18 protein-coding genes and 1 pseudogene are annotated in these 17,338 nt (G+C 69.9%); 9 read left to right on the top strand and 10 right to left on the bottom strand.

The features are described 5' to 3' along the window. Positions 1–153 precede the first annotated feature (153 nt). Together ABZX92_RS05480 and ABZX92_RS05475 are read right to left on the bottom strand one after the other, a co-directional pair. A complete protein-coding gene (locus ABZX92_RS05480) occupies positions 154–1,410 on the bottom strand; it encodes a hypothetical protein (RefSeq protein WP_355554363.1) in 1,257 nt (418 codons plus the stop codon). Then, positions 1,407–1,988: a sigma-70 family RNA polymerase sigma factor gene (locus ABZX92_RS05475; RefSeq protein ID WP_355554361.1), complete on the bottom strand. Its 582-nt coding sequence runs from the start codon at positions 1,986–1,988 to the stop codon at positions 1,407–1,409. Before ABZX92_RS05475 ends, ABZX92_RS05480 begins: the two co-directional genes overlap by 4 nt. 114 nt (positions 1,989–2,102) lie before the next feature. On the opposite strand from ABZX92_RS05475, the gene ABZX92_RS05470 reads away from it, so the two are divergent. Together ABZX92_RS05470 and ABZX92_RS05465 are read left to right on the top strand one after the other, a co-directional pair. Further along, entirely contained in the window at positions 2,103–2,327 is a 225-nt protein-coding gene (locus ABZX92_RS05470) for a hypothetical protein (protein WP_355554359.1), read from the top strand. A 500-nt stretch (positions 2,328–2,827) separates the two neighbouring features. After that, positions 2,828–3,556, top strand: coding sequence for an SDR family oxidoreductase (locus tag ABZX92_RS05465; protein ID WP_355554357.1), 729 nt, complete (start codon positions 2,828–2,830; stop codon positions 3,554–3,556). On the opposite strand, the gene ABZX92_RS05460 is transcribed toward ABZX92_RS05465, so the two are convergent. Next, positions 3,553–4,059, bottom strand: coding sequence for a DUF2087 domain-containing protein (locus ABZX92_RS05460; RefSeq protein WP_355554355.1), 507 nt, complete (start codon positions 4,057–4,059; stop codon positions 3,553–3,555). The genes ABZX92_RS05465 and ABZX92_RS05460 overlap by 4 nt on opposite strands. 77 nt (positions 4,060–4,136) lie before the next feature. Continuing rightward, positions 4,137–4,613, bottom strand: coding sequence for a hypothetical protein (locus tag ABZX92_RS05455; RefSeq protein ID WP_355554353.1), 477 nt, complete (start codon positions 4,611–4,613; stop codon positions 4,137–4,139). 49 nt (positions 4,614–4,662) lie between these two features. Here ABZX92_RS05455 and ABZX92_RS05450 point away from each other — a divergent pair, with 49 nt between their 5' ends. Then, entirely contained in the window at positions 4,663–5,628 is a 966-nt protein-coding gene (locus tag ABZX92_RS05450; protein ID WP_355554351.1) for a YafY family protein, read from the top strand. Here ABZX92_RS05450 and ABZX92_RS05445 read toward each other — a convergent pair. The 6 genes and pseudogenes from ABZX92_RS05445 to ABZX92_RS05420 form a co-directional block, all read right to left on the bottom strand. Next, positions 5,619–6,329 carry a DUF3626 domain-containing protein gene (locus ABZX92_RS05445; RefSeq protein WP_355554466.1) on the bottom strand — a complete coding sequence of 237 codons (711 nt, stop codon included), beginning with the start codon at positions 6,327–6,329 and terminating at the stop codon, positions 5,619–5,621. The two genes, ABZX92_RS05450 and ABZX92_RS05445, sit on opposite strands and share 10 nt — an antisense overlap. A 43-nt stretch (positions 6,330–6,372) precedes the next feature. Then, a complete protein-coding gene (locus ABZX92_RS05440; protein ID WP_355554349.1) occupies positions 6,373–6,990 on the bottom strand; it encodes a DUF2238 domain-containing protein in 618 nt (205 codons plus the stop codon). Further along, entirely contained in the window at positions 6,980–7,519 is a 540-nt protein-coding gene (locus tag ABZX92_RS05435) for a sugar O-acetyltransferase (protein WP_355554347.1), read from the bottom strand. Before ABZX92_RS05435 ends, ABZX92_RS05440 begins: the two co-directional genes overlap by 11 nt. After that, positions 7,516–8,274, bottom strand: coding sequence for an SWIM zinc finger family protein (locus tag ABZX92_RS05430; RefSeq protein WP_355554345.1), 759 nt, complete (start codon positions 8,272–8,274; stop codon positions 7,516–7,518). Before ABZX92_RS05430 ends, ABZX92_RS05435 begins: the two co-directional genes overlap by 4 nt. Beyond that, positions 8,274–9,170 (bottom strand): DEAD/DEAH box helicase, encoded by an 897-nt coding sequence (locus tag ABZX92_RS05425; RefSeq protein WP_355554343.1) that lies wholly within the window; start codon positions 9,168–9,170, stop codon positions 8,274–8,276. The genes ABZX92_RS05430 and ABZX92_RS05425 overlap by 1 nt, the downstream gene beginning before the upstream one ends. 95 nt (positions 9,171–9,265) lie before the next feature. Next, positions 9,266–10,570 (bottom strand): annotated as a pseudogene (locus ABZX92_RS05420) (DEAD/DEAH box helicase); the annotation flags it as partial. Between the two features lie 41 nt (positions 10,571–10,611). On the opposite strand from ABZX92_RS05420, the gene ABZX92_RS05415 reads away from it, so the two are divergent. From ABZX92_RS05415 to ABZX92_RS05390, 6 genes are all read left to right on the top strand, one after another. Continuing rightward, complete coding sequence (locus ABZX92_RS05415; RefSeq protein WP_355554341.1) at positions 10,612–11,376, top strand: TetR/AcrR family transcriptional regulator; 765 nt, start codon at positions 10,612–10,614, stop codon at positions 11,374–11,376. After that, complete coding sequence (locus ABZX92_RS05410; protein WP_355554339.1) at positions 11,373–11,663, top strand: hypothetical protein; 291 nt, start codon at positions 11,373–11,375, stop codon at positions 11,661–11,663. The genes ABZX92_RS05415 and ABZX92_RS05410 overlap by 4 nt, the downstream gene beginning before the upstream one ends. Before the next feature lie 304 nt (positions 11,664–11,967). Beyond that, a complete protein-coding gene (locus tag ABZX92_RS05405) occupies positions 11,968–13,209 on the top strand; it encodes a hypothetical protein (RefSeq protein ID WP_355554337.1) in 1,242 nt (413 codons plus the stop codon). Further along, positions 13,206–14,162: a transporter substrate-binding domain-containing protein gene (locus tag ABZX92_RS05400; protein WP_355554335.1), complete on the top strand. Its 957-nt coding sequence runs from the start codon at positions 13,206–13,208 to the stop codon at positions 14,160–14,162. The genes ABZX92_RS05405 and ABZX92_RS05400 overlap by 4 nt, the downstream gene beginning before the upstream one ends. An 11-nt stretch (positions 14,163–14,173) precedes the next feature. Next, complete coding sequence (locus ABZX92_RS05395; RefSeq protein WP_355554333.1) at positions 14,174–16,303, top strand: tetratricopeptide repeat protein; 2,130 nt, start codon at positions 14,174–14,176, stop codon at positions 16,301–16,303. Next, positions 16,303–17,271, top strand: a complete 969-nt coding sequence (locus ABZX92_RS05390) for a protein phosphatase 2C domain-containing protein (protein ID WP_355554331.1) — start codon at positions 16,303–16,305, stop codon at positions 17,269–17,271. The genes ABZX92_RS05395 and ABZX92_RS05390 overlap by 1 nt, the downstream gene beginning before the upstream one ends. Positions 17,272–17,338 lie beyond the last annotated feature (67 nt).

Genomic DNA, 17,338 nt, shown 5'->3' with positions numbered 1-17,338 from the left:
GACAACGCGATCCACTTGTACCCGGCCGGAGCCGCCTGCACAGTCACTTCGCCATGCTAATCAACTTGTCCAGCCTTCATGGACCAGCCGGACCGCGCACACCGGGCACACCGGGCACATCGAGCATCTCGGCCACCGAGAGCGCTCACCTGTCTACCCGGCGGGTGTGATCGTCTCCAGAATCGTGCCCTCGGCGTCCCGCACGATCACACGGGCATCGGGATGACGGTCGATCAACGGCGCCGCGAGCACGAACGTGCCGTGGCCCAGCTGCGCGGGTACGTCGGCCATGCCGGGCCGGGTGTAGGTGATCGAGGCGACGTGCGGGTCGGTGACCAGGCCGACCGCCGCGTTCGTGGTGCTGCCACCGGACTCCACCTCGCCGTTCTCGCGGTACTTGTAGGGCTTGAAGTCGTAGAACGCGATCAACGCCGCGATGGTCCGGCCGCGCACCTCGGTCATGTCGTCGAGGTCGTACACCGTGGCGGGCGTCGGGTCGTGGTCCGCCTCCCGGCAGTAGACCAGGACGTCGCCGAACCGGCCGACGATCATCGTGTCGGTGGCGCTGACCTTCGACGTCAGCCCGAGCCAGAACTGGTCGGCGTCCGGGATCGCCCGGCCCTGCAGGCACGCGGCGAACCGGGCGGTCTCCGGGGTGTCGCGGACGGCGGGCGGCAGCGGGCGGTCCACGACGGACGGCGTGGGCCTGGGCACGCCGCGCACGGCGAAGTCCTCGCCGTTGACCAGCGCTTTCGTGCCGGTCTCTGCTTTGAGGTAGCCGCTGGGCGCGAGGAACAGCCCGTCCACCAGCGCGGGCATCGTGGTGTTCTGGCCGGGCTCCGCGATCCGGGACAGGCTGAGAAATCGCACGTCCGGCGAGACCAGCCCCGCCATCGTGCCGGACGGCGTGGTGAACAGGATCTTCACCTTGCGGCGGCCGTCCTCGATCTTGACGGGGCTCGGGTCGGAGAGCGTCGTGGTGGTGACGGTGTTCGCGCAGAAGAACAGCCCGGTCGGGCCGCGGAAGGCGGTGAGGACGGTGCCGTTCTTGGCGCTGGTCGCGATCGGCTGCCACTGCTCGGCCGGTGGGTGCGCCTTCGCGGCGGCGACGCAGCGGGCCAGCGTGTCCGGGCCGACCTTGCCCTGCTCGACGTGGTTGACGACGTTGCGGTCCTTGCCGACGAACTCTCCGTTGTGCTGCATCGGAGGGGCGGCGACGTCGGCACCGCCGCCGGTGAGGGCCTGGCTCGCGAAGACGGCTCCGGCGGCCAGGAGGCTCACACCGGCGGCGATCAGGGCAGGCGTGCGGTTGCTCTTCGCACTGGGGTCCATGCCTTCGGACAGGCGATGCCGGGCGCGCATGCGGACGTCGTCGGGCAGGGTGCGGTTCTCGGGCAGGTGGTCGATCACTGGGTGTCCTCGGGGCTCAGATGGCGCAGGTGGGCGCGGGTGCGGGAGACGCGGGCGCGGACGCTCGACTCGGTGATGCCGAGGAGCGTGGCGGCGTCGGCGGTGGACACGTCGCCGAGCAGGCAGAGCTGCGCGATCTCACGTTCGGAGCGCGGCAGCTTCGCGATCGCGGCCACCACGGCGGCGAGGTGGCGCTGGGCGTCGGTGCGGGCGGCGACCTCGTCGGCGTGGTCGCGTTCGTCCTGCGGGGCGAGTTTGCCGATCAGCCGCAACGCTCTGCGGGACGCGCGCCACTCGGTGCGGGCGCTGTTCGCCGTCACCGTGTAGAGCCAGGGCAGGGCGCAGTCGCGCACCAGCCGGGCCTCGCCGCGCTTGCGCCACGCCGTCAGGAACGTCGCCGACAGCAGGTCCTCCGCCTGCGACCAGGAGGCGGTCAGGCGGTAGGCGTAGTTCCACACCGCCTCGGCGTGGCGTTCGAAGAGCTCGGCGAACGCGGCGTGGTCGCCCTTCGCGATCTGGTCCCAGAGGTGCGCGTCCGGCGGCGGACCCACGTCCGCGCGCTCGGTCGTCTCAGTCATCACACTCCGCCTGGGGCCGTCACCGGCCAGTGTGCTGCGTGACGCCCGTCACTCACATACCGGTCGGTAGGCCCTACTCGTAGGCATAGGAGAGCGCGATGGCAAGATCGTGGCGTGCCGATCGAGCAGCAGCAGTCCGGCAGTGCAGAGCCGGCGACCCAGGTGTTCGCGAAGATCACGATCGAGGAACCGACCTTGCCGTCCACAGCACCGGCAGCGCCGGCCACGCCCGCCCCGGTGCCTGCGGCGGGGAAGCCGACATCGACAAGTCAGTCGAAGTCGCTGGCCAAGAGGATCGCGCGGCGCATCCTCGGCCCGACTCTCATGACCAAGAGGTAACCAGGGCTACCGGTCGGGGACCTGGCCGATCCCACCGCACACACGGCAGGCGGTCCGGTCCTCGTTGAGCCCAGAACCATGGCAACGGCTGCACTCCTTCACAGAGGATCAGTGTCCGCCTCTACTCCGAGTGGCCCAAGCCGCCAAGCAGGGACCGTCACGGCAATAATGGGTGACCCCCATCGTTCACGCTCGGTGATCAGACCGGGGTGGACGGTCCGGCCGGAATCTCGTTGGCACGGGCCGCATTGCCTGCGACGACACCTGGGACGATGCCTCCGCGGTCGCCGTGCGGGAGCCTCCACCAGCCCGAGCAACCACGGGGGCAGGGGTGCGACATCTCGTGCAGCACAAGGCCTTCCGGACTGGGAACGGGTTGCTGCCACGACATCGTGCCCGAGCCCGCGCAGAGCAGGCAGGGGTCCTCTTCGCACTCCACGCAAGGTAATTACTCCACACGGGACACTGTGGGCAATCGCTGAATCGAGGGGAGATCACCGATGGCGGTCGCGGTCGTGACAGGAGCGGGTTCCGGCGTGGGTCGTGCGGCGGCGCGAACCCTGCTGGCGGCGGGATTCCAGGTGGCGCTGGCCGGGCGGCGCGAGGACGCGTTGCACGAGACGGCCGCCGGGTTCGAGGACAGCTTCGTTGTACCAACCGATGTGTCGCATGAGGACTCGGTCGTGGCGTTGTTCGCCGCTGTGGTCGAGAAGTGGGGCCGTGTGGACGTGTTGTTCAACAACGCCGGCACGAACGTCCGGGCCACGCCGATCGAGGAGTTCAGCCTCAGCGCGTGGGAGAAGGTCGTCGGGGTGAACCTGACGGGTGCGTTCCTGTGCGCGCGTGAGGCGTTCAGGGTGATGAAAGCCCGCGGTGGCGGGCGGATCATCAACAACGGGTCGATCTCGGCGTCGGTGCCGCGCCCGCACGCGGTGGCGTACAACGCGACCAAGCACGCCATGACCGGGCTGACCAAGACGTTGTCGCTGGAGGGCCGGGCGTTCGGCATCGCGTGCGGGCAGATCGACATCGGCAACGCGGCGACGGAGATGACCGCGCGCATGGGCCAGGGCGTGCTGCAGGCGAACTTCGAGACCAGGCCGGAGCCGACGTTCGACGTGCGGCACGTGGCTGACGCGGTGCTGTACCAGGCTCAGTTGCCGCTCGACGCCAACGTGCAGTTCATGACCGTGATGGCCACGACGATGCCCTACATCGGCAGGGGCTAGGCGATCGGCAGGGGCTGAGCCTGGTAGAGGCCGCCGCCGCGTTCCAGCAGCCCGAGATCGACGAGGTAGCGGCGGATGGTCACGTGGTCGACCTCTCCCCCGTCGCACCACGCCTGGAGCCGCTCGTTGATCTCCTTCTCCTCGTAGTAGGTCTGCGGGGTGAAGGCGTTCGACGCGACGTGCTCCAGGATCTTGCGGCGGCGTTCGTGCGAGACCGGCAGCGAGATGAGCTTGTCACCGCGCACGAACGGTGCGAGCCCGTCTGCGGGCATCGCCTCCGTGAGCGTGGCGGCGAGCGGCTTGAGGTCGGCGGGCCGGGCCGGGTCGCCCTCGACGAGCCCCGCTTCGCGGAGCTTGAGCAGTGCGATGCCGGCGTCCTTGACCTTGAGCCCGGACGTGGCGGCGATGTCGGCGAGCGTTCCCGCGCCGAGGACGACGGCGGCGAACGCCTTCAGCCTCGACGGTTCGGCCAGCACGCGCACAACGGACTCCGGGGTGGTCATGACTGCGACCGTAACCACCCCGTCCACCCGATTTCAGCGTGACGGCGCGCCCTGCCAGTCTCTTCCGGGCCACTCCCTCATCTGCCCACCAAGCCTTCAGCCATCGTGTCCTTCAGGTAGGAGTCGAAGTCGGGCTCGTCGGGCTCCAGCACGTGCCGCACCCACGCGTCGCGCTCGTACGACAGCGGCGGCAGCTCCCACACGCAGCCGATGAGGTCCTTGGGGATGACGCTGAAGTGCGTGAGGTCGGGGTCGGTCGAGCCGAGGAACGGCTGGTCGCCGGACACGGCGGTGCGGCAGTGCAGGACGTTGTCCCAGACCCAGTTGTAGGCGTTGAGGTACATGCCCGCGGAGCTGCGGTGCAACACCGTGACCGTGGCGGGCGGCGTCGGGTCGGCGAAGTCGGGGTAGATCGTGGGCAGGAACGCGTAGGCGGCCGCGCGGATGTCGTCGGTGATCACGAGGCCGGGCGTGACGACCTCGTAGCGCTTGACGTGCCGACCCGCGATGACCAGCGGTTCCTTCACCGCCAGGTGCTTTTCGTAGAAAGCCATGCGTCGAACGTATGAGCTAACCCTGACAACCTGTGGCAGTGTCTCCGCCATGCGTGCGAGCCGGTTGGTGTCGTTGCTGCTGTTGCTGCAGGCGAAGGGGCGGATGACCGCGCATGCGCTGGCCGACGAGCTGGAGGTGTCGGTCCGCACGATCTACCGCGACGTCGAGTCCCTCCACGCCGCCGGTGTGCCTTTGTACGGCGACGCGGGACCGGCCGGCGGGTACCAGTTGCTCGACGGCTACCGCACACGCCTGACCGGGCTGACCGAGCAGGAGGCGGAGTCGCTGTTCCTGGCCGGTTTGCCGGGTCCGGCGGCCGAACTGGGGCTCGGGGACGCGGTGTCGGCGGCGCAGCTCAAGCTGATGGCCGCCCTGCCGTCGTCGATGCGCGACCGGGCCTCGCGGATGGCGTCGCGGTTCCACCTGGACGCGCCCGCCTGGTACTACGACCCGGAGCGCTCGCCGTTCCTGGAGCTCGTGGCGGACGCGGTGTGGCGTTCACGGCTGCTGGAGGTCTCGTACCGGCGGTGGCAGTCGCCGGAGGACGTGACGCGGACGCTGAAGCCGTTGGGGCTCGTGCTGAAGGCGGGCCGCTGGTACCTCGTGGCCCAGGGCTCGTCGCGGATCTCCACCTACCGGGTGTCGCAGATGCAGGCCGTCACGGTGCTGGACACGACGTTCGAGCGGCCCGCCGGGTTTGATCTTGCGGCGCACTGGACCGCGTCGCTGGAGGACTTCCAGGCCCGGCAGTACACCGGCGAGGCGGTGATCCGGTTGACCGCCCATGGCTTCGAGTCGTTCGCGTCGAACGTCCTGCCGGTGGTCGCACGGGCGGCCTCGGAGTCGGCGGTGGACGAGGGCGAGTGGGTGCGGGTGACGATCCCCATCGAGTCGATCGGGCACGCGGCCGGGATGCTGCTGCGGATGGGCGGCGAGGTCGAGGTGCTCTCGCCTCCTGAGCTGCGCGCGCACGTCACGGACGTGGTGCGGCGGCTGGCCGCGACCTACCTGTAGCCGAATCGCGCCAGGTGGTGCCACAGGTGCTTCACGACCTGCGGTGGCGCGTCGGCGTGGTCGAGCAGGTGCGGGGTGATCACGCCGTCTTCCGCGATCTCCAGCCCCAGCGCGACGGACTCCGGTGTGCGGTAGTCAGCGTTGACCAGCAGTTCCTCAGTGGACAGCCGGAAGCCCGCGTGGCACTCGACTTCGCACGGCAGCTCGATGCTCTCGAAGCTCGGATCCAGCACGACGGCTTCGACGTCGTCCAGCGTGACCGGCCCGTGGACGTGGGCTTCGACGTAGTTGTCGAGCGGATCGCGGTCGTCGGCGTCGGCGAGCTCGATCAGCGCGAACCGTTCGGCGGTGCCGAAGTCGACCGGGTCGAAGACGCTGTCCGGGTAGCAGAACGTCGTCCGGTCGAGGACGTCTTCTTTCAGCCGCAGGTGCGCTGAGCCGAACCTCGGTGCACCACCCTGCGCGAGCTTCCGGTGGTTGAGCGCGCCGTACTTCGGCCGCTCGGCGGGGTGAGCGTGGTCGTAGGCGCCGCCGAAGAGCCGGCTCTCCCACTCCCAGCGGGCACCGCCGGGGTGCGCGGTGAGGCCGCCGTTGCTGGTACCGGTCTCGAACTGCGACCGGTACACGCCTTCCTCCGCCAGCTTCGCGAGCACGCCGCGGCCGGGGTGGAAGTTCACCGTGACCCGCAGGTCACGCGGCATCGGACCACCCGCCGAGCGCGCGGCGACGTGCGCGATCGCCTGCTCAAAGCTCACGGGCGAGCTGCCGATCGTGCACCCGCGACAACGTCAGCTGCCCGGCAAGCGCTCCCAGCAGGGCCATGAACATGTCCCACTGGGTGTCCCAGACGTCGCCCTGGGTGCCGAGGAAGTCGTCCGCCGCTGAGCCCCCGATGACCGCCGACGCCCATTCGAGGAGCTCGTACGAAGCGCTGAACGCCAGGGACACGGCCACGACCAGGACGAACAGCCAGCCGCCCGGCCGCAGCGGGGTGCGGCGCAGCAGCAGTTCGCGGGTCAGCAGGGCGGGCACGAAGCCCTGCACGAAGTGGCCGAACCGGTCGTAGTGGTTGCGCGCGAGGTCGAACAGGTCCTGCGCCCAGAAGCCCGGCGGCACGCGGGCGTAGGTGTAGTGGCCGCCCAGGATCAGCACCAGCGCGTGCAGGAAGATCAGCCGGTAGAGCAGCGGCGTCAGCCGGAAACGCCGGTAGGTCGCGATCAGCACGGCCCCGCCGATGAGGACCGGGGCCACTTCGAGGTACCAGGTGCCGCGGCTGTAGGGGTTGATGCCGGACGCGACCAGGGCGATCGCGGTCAGGCCGAGCAGGATCAGCGGTTCGGCCGGGGAACGCTCATAGCTCACGGATCACCTTGCACGGGTTGCCGACGGCCAGGACGCGCGGGGGAATGTCGCGGGTGACGACGCTACCGGCTCCGATCACCGCGTTGTCGCCGATCGTGACGCCCGCGCAGACGATGACGCCGCCGCCGAGCCACACGTTGTTCCCGATCGTGATGGGCGCGGCGGTCTCGAAGCGGCGGCGACGGGCCTCGTGGTCCTCCATCGGGTGCAGGGCGGTCAGCAGCTGGGCGCGCGGGCCGATGGAGACGTCGTCGCCGATGGTGATCGTGGCGCAGTCCATGAGGATCGCGTCGTAGTTGAGGAAGCTGTTGGAGCCCAGGTGGATCTGGTAGCCGTAGTCGCACTGGAACCGCGGCATGACCCACGAGCCGGCGCCGATCGAACCGAAGAGCTTCTCGATGACCGCGTGCGAGCGGGTGGCGTTGAACTCGTCGACGAGCTGCTGCGCGCGCCGGCGTTCGGCGACCAGCTCGGGGTCGGAGTCCTGGTACAGCTCGCCGGTCATCATCTTCTGCTTCTCGGTGATCACTCTTCGAGGATGCCCGAACGCAGCACCGCCCGTGCCCTGTTCGCGGCGGTCTCCATCAGCGCGGTCAGTGCCGCGGCGTCGAATCCGGGTGGCGGCTCGACCGCGAGCACCACAGGTGTGGTGGCCGGAAGTCCGGGACGAGCGGGCAGCTGACCTGCGGGTTCGAGCGAAACCACCACAGGTGTTCTGGTCCCGACGGGTCCGGCGACGCGGTGCCGCAGCGCGTCGAGCAGTTCTTGTTCCGGTTTTCCCTTGAGCAGCAGCAGGACGAACGGGTCGGCGTCGAGCAGCCAGCCGACCTGGAACGCGAGCGCGGCCGCGTGCCGGCACGGGAGCTCCCAGCCCTCGCAGTCGCAGGAAGGTTCCAGGTCGCCGATGCCCGGCAGCAGGTCCACATCGGACGCCGCGGCGGCGTCCACGAGATCGCGCGGCATGTCGTTGCCCAGCAAGGCGGCGATGTGACCGGGCTGTTCGGCGACGCGGTCGAGGAACCGTCCCCATTGGACTTCGGTGAGCACCGGCACCCGCACGGTGGTGCTGTGGACGGCTCCGGAGTCGTGGACCGACGCGTGCAGCAGGCCGGGGCTGACGGTGATCGGGCCGACGACGCCGGCGTGGGCGTAGCGGCGGCCGAGGCGGAGCATCGCGTTGTCGAGGGCGGTGTCTTCGAGGGCCTGAACCCAGGCCTTGCCCCACCACGTCGTGGCGACGCGGCGTTTCACCTTGGGGAACGCGGAGAAGCCGCGTGCGGTCATCACTGGCTCCTGAGCTGGACGAGTTCGGCGAGTTCGGCGTCGGTGAGTTCGGTGAAGGCGGCCTCTCCCCCGTGCAGGACGGCGTCGGCGAGCGAGCGCTTCTCCTGCAGCAGTGCGGCGATTCGTTCCTCGACGGTGCCCTCGGTGACGAGCTTGTGCACCTGGACCGGGCGGGTCTGGCCGATGCGGTACGCGCGGTCGGTGGCCTGGTCCTCGACGGCCGGGTTCCACCAGCGGTCGAAGTGGATCACGTGGTCGGCGCGGGTGAGGTTGAGCCCGGTGCCGGCGGCCTTCAACGACAACAGGAACACCGGCGCGCGGCCCTGCTGGAAGTCGTCGACCATCTGCTCGCGGCGCGGAACGGGGGTGCCGCCGTGCAGGAACCGGGTGGGCTGCTTGATGTGCTGTTCGAGCAGCCGGGCCATGCCGACGTACTGGGTGAAGATCAGCACCGAGCCGTCCTCGGCGACGATCGTGTCCAGCAGTTCGTCGAGCAGCTCCAGCTTGCCGGACGTGCCCTGCAGAGAAGAGTGGCCGAGGTAGTGCGACGGGTGGTTGCAGATCTGCTTGAGTCCGGTGAGCAGCTTCAGCACCAGGCCTCGGCGCGCCATGCCGTCGCTCGTGGCGATCTGCTCCAGCGTCTCCCTGGTCAGCGCCTCGTACAGCGCCACCTGCTCGGTGGTGAGCGAGACGGGCAGGTCGGTCTCGGTCTTGGGCGGCAGTTCGGGTGCGACGCCGGGGTCGGACTTGCGGCGGCGCAGCAGGAACGGCCGGACGACCTTGGCGAGCGTGTCGTCGGGTTCGGGCCAGCGGGTGCGGAACGCGCGGTGCGTGCCGAGCAGGCCCGGTGTCGTCCAGTCCAGAATGGACCACAGCTCCGACAGCGAGTTCTCCACCGGAGTGCCCGAGAGCGCGACGCGTGCACCGGCGGGATCGAGCGAAGTGCTTTGGCGGTGCCGGAGTGCGGGTTCTTGACGTGCTGGGCCTCGTCCGCGACGACCATGCCCCACTCGTGGCCGCGCAACGTCTCCGCGTCCAGGCGCATGGTGCCGTAGGTCGTCAGCACGATGCCGTCGGTGGCGAGCGTCCGTTGTGGACCGTGGTAGCGGGTGACGGGCGTGCCGGGCGCGAACCGGTGGATCTCGCGCTCCCAGTTGCCGAGCAGCGAGGCCGGGCAGACGACGAGCGTCGAGTTCTCGTGCTGCCGGTGCAGGTGCAGGGCGATCAGCGTGATGGTCTTGCCGAGACCCATGTCGTCGGCGAGGCACGCACCGAGCCCGAGCGACGTCATGTGGGCGAGCCACCGCAGACCGTGCAGCTGGTAGTCGCGCAGCTTTGCCCGCAGGTCGGCGGGTGCCGGGATCTCGGGGATCGCGCCGATCGCCGTCGTGAGGCTGTGCGGGGCGACCTCGACCTGTTCGCCGTCGACGACCGCCACGCCGGCGAGCGCCGCGGTCACGGCCTGAACAGCGGTGATCGGGTCGAGCTGCCGGTGGGCTTTCTTCTTCACCGCGGGATCGACGAGCACCCACTGGTCACGCAGCCGCACGACCGGCCGGCTGGCTTCGGCGATGACGTCCATCTCGGCGTCGGTCAGCGCGGAACCACCCAGCGCCAGCTGCCAGTCGAACGTCAGCAGGTCGCGGGCCTGGAACCGGCCGCTCGGCTCACCGATGACGGCCCGTGCGGACAACGTCGTGGTCAGGTTCTTCGGCCAGTGCACCTCGATGTCGGTTTCCAGCAGCTCGGCGACCTCGTCGTCGGTGAGGTCGGCCTGGTCGAGCAGCCGCTGCAACGGCGGCCAGGTGGAGCGGCCGATCGCCCGGATCGCGTCGAGCTCGCGCCCGGAGCCGCGCACGTCGCGCGGATAGGGGTCGGTGATGGCCCGCACCTGGACGATCGCCCGGAGCCGCAGGTCATCGGTCGTCTCGATGCGCAACGACAGCTTCACCTGCTCGTCCGCCCAGGCCTTCAGCTCCGGCACCAGCCGGGGTTCAGCGCTCGCGAACGCTCCCTCCGCCCCACCACGTGGCAACACGTCCGCGACGGCGTCCAGGAACCGCCGCAGCTCGTCGTAGTCGCCGTGCGCCGCCAGCTGCCGCAGGTGCAGCTCGTCGGTGTGGTCGAGCGGTCCGATCCGCCAGGTGTCGCGGCCGTCGTCGGTCACGCTCGGCACGATCCGGCCGCGCGCGACGAGGTTGAGCGCCGTTGCCGTGGCCACTCCCCAGTAACCGGTGTCGTTCAGCGCGTCGGGTAAGGCTTCGAACAGGGCTTTTCCACGCAACTCCCCGAACATACCTTGTACCGTACACGATACGGTACGGTAGGGTCGCGCTCGTGATCGAACACACGGGCAGTGGTGACCCGGCGCGAACGCTGGCGTTGCTGTGGCGCACGCAGGAGCGGGTGTCCAGGAAGGGCAAGCCCGACCTGAGCGTGGACCGCATCGTGCAGGCGGGCATCCGGCTCGCCGACGCCGACGGGCTCAAGGCGCTGTCGATGCGGCGCGTGGCCGAGGCGCTGGGCGTGGGCACGATGTCGCTGTACACCTACGTGCCGGGCAAGGGCGAGCTGATCGACGTCATGGTCGACACCGTCCAGGCCGTGACCGGGCGCGAGCCGGCCGGGACCTGGCGCGATCACCTCACCTACGTGGCGCGGGAGAACCTGGCGCTCTACCGCGAGCACCCGTGGTTGCTGCAGGTCGCGCCGTCCCGCACGGTGCTGGGCCCGCAGGTGGCGGCGAAGTACGACTTCGAGCTGCGCGGCCTGGAGGGCATCGGCCTGACCGACGTCGAGATGGACTCGGTGCTCAACCTCGTCCTCGGTCACGTGCAGACCTCGGCGAGGGGCCTGACCGCGGCGGCGCTGACCGAGCAGGAGACGGGGCTGACCGACCAGCAGTGGTGGGACGCGGCGGCGCCGTTCCTGATGACCGTGTTCGACCCGGCGCGCTACCCCGTCGCGGCACGGGTCGGCGGCGCGGTCGGCGAGGCGCACCAGAGCGCGTTCAGCCCGGAGCACTCGTTCGAGTTCGGCCTGGAGATGATCCTGGACGGGGTGGACCAGCTGGTCGCCGCACGACACGGGGAGCCGCAGTGACGAACGAGCCGATCACGAAGGACGGACGGCGCAGGGTCTGGGAGGCGCTGACGTACCTCCACGACGCCACGTCAGCGGAAGGACCGGCCAGCCGCGAGGAGGCCGAGATGCTCAGCGGGGTGATGACGATGCTCGCGTTCGCCGGGATCGACGTCGCCCGCCGCGTTCGTACCGGTCCGGACCTCGATCCGCACACGGCGCGCGTTCTGGACGAGTTCGAGGAGCACATCACGCGGGCGGGGTCGCTCTCCCAGCAGTTCCTGGGACTCGTTCAGCACCCGTCTTGATCTGATCACCCGATCTACGGTGGGCTAGGCCGTGTCCCGAGAGTTCGTCCGGCGACTGCGGCGACCGCGTCACCTGCTGCACGAAGAACGTCCCGGTCAACCACCCCTGACAGGTCTGCTCGGCCCCCGTCGGGACCACCCTGACGGGCGCCGAAGCTGATCTACGCGGTTACGGGCTGATGACACCTCACGGGATGAGCCGCTAATTCCCACGCGGTGCCGCACGGGTGCCTACAGTTACGCCACGCGCCGTGGTGACGATCACCATTGTGCGTGACCGGAACCGCCACAGGGAGGCCCGCTCGTGGTGATCGACTCGCAGCCGCGACAGGCGCTGGTGCGCCGGGTCACCGGTCTCGCGCGGTCGACACCGGGCCGGTTGAGCCTGATCATCCTGGTGCTCGCGATCGCGAGCCTGGCCAGCGGCGCGCTGACGACGTGGAGCGTGAGCCGGCAGGAACGGGCACTCGACGACCTGGCCACCCGCTCCGAACCCCTCGCGCACGCCGCGCAGGAGGTCTACCGGGCGTTGCAGGACGCCGACGCGACGGCCGCGAGCGCGTTCCTGTCCGGTGGCCTGGAGCCTCCTCAGCTGCGGGATCGCTACGAGGCGGACATCGCCCAGGCCCAGGCCGCGCTCTCGGTGGCCACCGCCTCCTCGCCCGACCTCACCGCGACGCTGGCCGCCCAGCTGCCCGTCTACACGGGTCTGATCGAGACCGCGCGGACGAACAACCGGCAGGGCTTCCCGGTGGGTGCGGCGTACCTGCGCGAGGCGTCCGGGTTGATGCGCACGCAGCTGCTGCCGGCGGCGCAGGAGCTGTACCGGGCGGAGACGGACCGGGTCGCCGCGGCCCAGCGCGAGGCGAACTTCCCGTGGGGTTCGCTGTGCGTCGCGCTGGCGTTCGTGATCGCCCTGGTCCTCACGCAGCGTTACCTGACCCGCAAGACGAACCGGCTGCTCAACGTCGGACTGCTCATCGCGACCGGGGCGGCGGGCCTGTCGCTGTTGTGGGCGACGACGGTGTCGGTGCTGGTGATCAACGACGTGGCGGACTCGCGGACGGCGTCGGAGAAGGTCGACGTGCTCGCGCAGGCGCGGATCGCGACCCTGACCGCGCGGGGCGAGGAGACGCTGACGCTGGTCGCGCGGGGTGCGGGCCAGACGTACGAGAAGAACTACGTCGAAGTGTCCCAGAATCTGGAGAAGCTGCTGGACCAGGCGAAACAGCTCGACAACACCGACGCCGTCGACCAGGCGATGCGGCACTTCCGGCAGTGGCAGCAGGTGCACCAGCGCATCCGCGAGGCCGACGACGCCGGGCAGTACAACGACGCGGTGGCGCTGATCGACAACCCGTACTTCGACTCGCTGGACACCGACCTGGTGCGGGCGATCGGCGAGGCGCGGCAGGACTTCAGCGACGAGGTGGCGGTGGCGCGGGCGTCGCTCGCGGGCACGGTCGTCGGGGTGCTGGTGCTGGCGGTGATCAGCGCGGTCGGATCGACGATGGGACTGTGGCAGCGGCTCAAGGAGTACCGATGAGGCGCCTCACTCTCGCAGCGGTGATGCTGCTCAGCGCTTGTTCGGCGGGTCCGGCGCCGAGCGAGGTCATCCCCCGCAGTGCACCCGCGCCCCAACCGGCCAACGCCAGCACGGTCACGGCTGCCCCGAGCAGCACTGCGGGTCCAGCTCCTTCGTGCGACGCGACCGCGAGTCTGCGGCCGGGACCGGTGCCGCCCGCGGGTCAGATGCCGGTGGGCTCGAACATGGAACGCATCCTCAAGCGCGGCCGGTTGATCGCGGGCGTGGACCAGAACTCGTACCTGATGGGGTTCCGCAACTCGTTCACCGGCGAGCTGGAGGGCTTCGACGTCGACGTCGCGCGGCAGCTCGCGAAGGCGATCTTCGGCGACGAGAAGAAGGTCCAGTTCAAGGTCGTCACGGCGGCGGAACGCATCGGCGTGCTGCAAAAAGGCGACGTGGACGTCGTGGTGCGGACGATGACGATCACGTGTGACCGGCTCAAGGACGTGGACTTCTCGCAGGTCTACTACCAGGCCGGGCAGCGGGTGCTGGTGCGCCGCAACTCCGGCATCACCGGGGTGGACAGCCTCAAGGACAAGAGGGTGTGCGTGGCGTCCGGGTCGACGTCGCTGAACAACGTCGTGAGCCGGGTGAAGACGACGGTGAGCGTGCCGAACTGGACCGACTGCATGGTGATGCTGCAGCAGGGGCAGACGGACGCGATCTCGACCGACGACACGATCCTGGCGGGGCTCGCGGCGCAGGACCCGTACACCGAGGTGGTCGGGTCGCGGTTCACCGAGGAGCCGTACGGGGTCGGAATCCCCAAGGGCCAGGAGGACCTCGTCCGGTTCGTCAACGGTGTGCTGGAGCAGATGCGGGTCAACGGCGTGTGGAGCGGGATCTACTGGCGTTGGTTGAACACGCTGGGTCCGGCACCAGCGCCGCCCGTCGCTCGTTATCGGGATTAGGGGGTGACGAGATGACCGAGGATCTGGATCTTCCTGTCACGGGGCCCGCGACGTCACCGGGGACCGCGCCCTGGTCGGTGTCGCAGGAGGCCTCGCGCTCGAACTCGGGCCGGACCCGGCGGGGCAGCGCGCGGTCGATGAGCCGTGGCCGGTTGGGCGCGGGTCTGGTCGAGGTGCCGCGGGTGCCGTACCGGGATCCGAAGACCGCGGTGCTGGAGAACCCCGAGGTTCCGGAGGCGAAGCGGTTCTGCTCGAAGTGCGGCAAGAAGGTCGGGCGGCGCAAGGACGGCAAGCCGGGCCGGGTGGAGGGGTTCTGCCCGCAGTGCGGGCACGCGTACTCGTTCACGCCGAAGCTCGCGCCGGGTGAGGTGCTGCACGACCAGTACGAGGTGCTGGGGTGTCTCGCACACGGCGGCCTGGGGTGGCTGTACCTGGCGCTGGACCACGCGGTGAGCGACCGGTGGGTGGTGCTGAAAGGCCTGCTCGACTCGGGTGACGCGGACGCGATGGCGGCGGCGCTGGCCGAGCGGCGGTTCCTGGCCGAGGTCGAGCACCCGAACATCGTGAAGATCCACAACTTCATCCGGCACGAGGACCGGGAGACCGGGAAGCTCGTCGAGTACATCGTGATGGAGTACGTCGGCGGCGAGTCGATCAAGGACATGATCACGCGCCGGCGCAAGGAGGGCCGCGGTGACGAGGCGCTGCCGCTCGCGCAGGCCATCGCGTACGTGCTGGAGATCCTGCCCGCGGTCGGCTATCTGCACGGTGTCGGGCTGTTGTACTGCGACTTCAAGCCGGACAACATGATCCACACCGAGGAGCAGCTCAAGCTGATCGACCTGGGCGCGGTGCGGCGGATCGACGACCACCACTCCCCCATCTACGGCACGGTCGGGTACCAGGCGCCGGAGATCGGCACGATCGGGCCGTCGGTCTTCTCCGACATCTACACGATCGGGCGAGCTTTGGCGGTGATGAGCTTCCCGTTCGACTTCCGCGGCCGCTGCAAGGACCGGCTGCCGACGGTCGACGAGGAACCGCTGCTGGGGCGCTTCGAGTCGTTCCACCGACTGCTGCTGCGCGCCACCAATCCAAACCCTGAGCTGCGGTTCTCCTCTGCCGAGGACATGGCGGACCAGCTCACGGGCGTGCTGCGCGAGGTGCTGGCGATCGAGGACGGCGTGCAGCGGCCGGGCCCGTCGCGGCAGTTCACGCCGGAACGCCGCCGGTTCGGCGTCGAAGGTTCACTCGATCTGGCGGAGGTCGCGCTGGCGTTGCCCGCACCGAGCGTGAGCACCTCGGACGCGGCCGCGTCGTGGCTGGCGACGGCGACGACGTCCGATCCGGCCGGGCTGCGGAAGGCACCGGACTACACCGTGGAGGTGCGGCTGCGGATCGTGCGGGTGCTGATCGAGTCCCGCGACACCGAGGCCGCTCTGCGCGAGCTGGAGGCGCTCACGACGCCGTCGATGTTCGACGAGTCCGAACTGGACCCCGAGGACTGGCGGCCGGACTGGTACCGGGGCCTGGCCGCGCTGACCGACGAACGCGCGCAGGACGCGCGGGGGTTCTTCGACGCGGTGTGCTCGGCGGTGCCGGGTGAGGCGGCGCCGAAGCTGGCGCTCGGCGCGTGTTACGAGGCCGCGGGCGATCTGAAGGCGGCGGCGGGCTGGTACGAGCTGGTGTGGCGCACGGACCACGCGTACGTGTCGGCGGCGTTCGGACTGGCGCGCGTGCTGCTCGCCTGCGGGGATCGCCAGCGAGCGGTCGACGTACTGCTGTCCGTTCCGGACACTTCTTCACAACACCTGGCGGCGCAGATCGCGGCGGTGCGCGCGCAGCTCGGCGACTGCGCCGCGGAGGACCTCGTCGCGGCCGGGGAACGGTTGCACGCCTTGGACATCGACGTCCATTCGCACACCCAGCTGTCGGCGGAGGTGCTGGAGGCGGCGTACGACTACGTGACCCGCAATCAGGCCGCCGAGGGCAAGGTGCTGGACTGTGCACTCTCCGAACACGAGCTTCGGCTGGGTCTAGAGGCGCGCTACCGCACGCTTGCCCGGTTCGCGGCCACGCCGGAGGAACGGATCGCATTGGTGGACCGCGCGAACGCGGTAAGGCCTAGGACGTTGGTTTGATGGACACCCTGAAGTGCCCGGAGTGCCTCGCGCCCGTCGCGCAGGAGGACCGGTTCTGCGAGGCCTGCGGGCGCAACCTGCTGGTCCGCCGCACGCCGCTGGGCGGGCCGACCGGTCCCGCGCAGGCCTCGTGCATCCTGTGCGGGTCGCCCGACATCGATGACGAGGACTACTGCACCCAGTGCGGCCGTCATCAGCCGTCGGCGCGCGATCGGGTGGAGTACACGCTCGGCGCGGTCTCGGGTGTCTCGGACCGGGGCAAGCGACGGGCGCGCAACGAGGACTCGATGGCGTTCGGGCACGTCGCGGGCAAGGGTGTCGCCGCGGTCGTCTGTGATGGCGTGGCCTCGTCGGAACGCGCGGAGCAGGCCTCGCAGGCCGCCGCCGACGCCGCGGTGGACGTGCTGCTGAACGCGCTGATCGACACGGCTGACCCGGAGCAGGCGATGATCGACGCCGTCGCGGCGTCGTGCTTCGCGGTCGAGCAGCTGGTCGAGAACGAGCCGCTCGAAGCCGGTGGCCGGGGTGTCGCGCCGTCCTGCACGTTCGTCTCCGCGCTGGTCACGGAGACGTCGGTGACGATCGGCTGGGTCGGCGACTCGCGCGCGTACTGGCTGGCCGAGGAGGGCTCCAAGCAGCTCACCACGGACGACACGTGGGCCGCGCAGCTCGTCGCGGAGGGCGTGCTGACCGAGGAGCAGGCGCGCACGGACCGCCGGGCGCACGTGCTGTCGCGGTGGATCGGCGCGGATGCCGGGCGGGTGGAGCCGCAGGTGGTCACGCTGAAGCCGACTGGGCCTGGCGTGTTCGTGCTGTGCTCGGACGGGCTGCACAACTACCGGCCGCAGCCGGAAGATCTGCAGCCGCTGCTGGGGTCGGGGCCGGACGAGTACGTGAAGGTGGCTTTGGAGGCCGGCGGCCACGACAACATCACCGTGGTGCTGGTGCCGTTCGCCCCGGCCCAGTGATAAGACTCGGTATCATCAACTGCGAACGCCTTCACGCACTTCCTTCTGGAAGGACAAGCAGTTGAGT

This window comes from Lentzea sp. NPDC006480 (assembly GCF_040611995.1).
Lineage (GTDB): Bacteria > Actinomycetota > Actinomycetes > Mycobacteriales > Pseudonocardiaceae > Lentzea.
This window is presented reverse-complemented; position numbering and strand designations above follow the sequence as displayed.

Bases quoted from the DNA above. Each gene is read 5' to 3' on its own strand.
- ABZX92_RS05475 (WP_355554361.1), bottom strand. From the start codon at position 1,988: ATGACTGAGACGACCGAGCGCGCGGACGTGGGTCCGCCGCCGGACGCG.
- ABZX92_RS05465 (WP_355554357.1), top strand. From the start codon at position 2,828: ATGGCGGTCGCGGTCGTGACAGGAGCGGGTTCCGGCGTGGGTCGTGCG.
- ABZX92_RS05460 (WP_355554355.1), bottom strand. From the start codon at position 4,059: ATGACCACCCCGGAGTCCGTTGTGCGCGTGCTGGCCGAACCGTCGAGG.
- ABZX92_RS05455 (WP_355554353.1), bottom strand. From the start codon at position 4,613: ATGGCTTTCTACGAAAAGCACCTGGCGGTGAAGGAACCGCTGGTCATC.
- ABZX92_RS05450 (WP_355554351.1), top strand. From the start codon at position 4,663: ATGCGTGCGAGCCGGTTGGTGTCGTTGCTGCTGTTGCTGCAGGCGAAG.
- ABZX92_RS05445 (WP_355554466.1), bottom strand. From the start codon at position 6,329: ATGCCGCGTGACCTGCGGGTCACGGTGAACTTCCACCCCGGCCGCGGC.
- ABZX92_RS05430 (WP_355554345.1), bottom strand. From the start codon at position 8,274: ATGACCGCACGCGGCTTCTCCGCGTTCCCCAAGGTGAAACGCCGCGTC.
- ABZX92_RS05400 (WP_355554335.1), top strand. From the start codon at position 13,206: ATGAGGCGCCTCACTCTCGCAGCGGTGATGCTGCTCAGCGCTTGTTCG.
- ABZX92_RS05395 (WP_355554333.1), top strand. From the start codon at position 14,174: ATGACCGAGGATCTGGATCTTCCTGTCACGGGGCCCGCGACGTCACCG.
- ABZX92_RS05390 (WP_355554331.1), top strand. From the start codon at position 16,303: ATGGACACCCTGAAGTGCCCGGAGTGCCTCGCGCCCGTCGCGCAGGAG.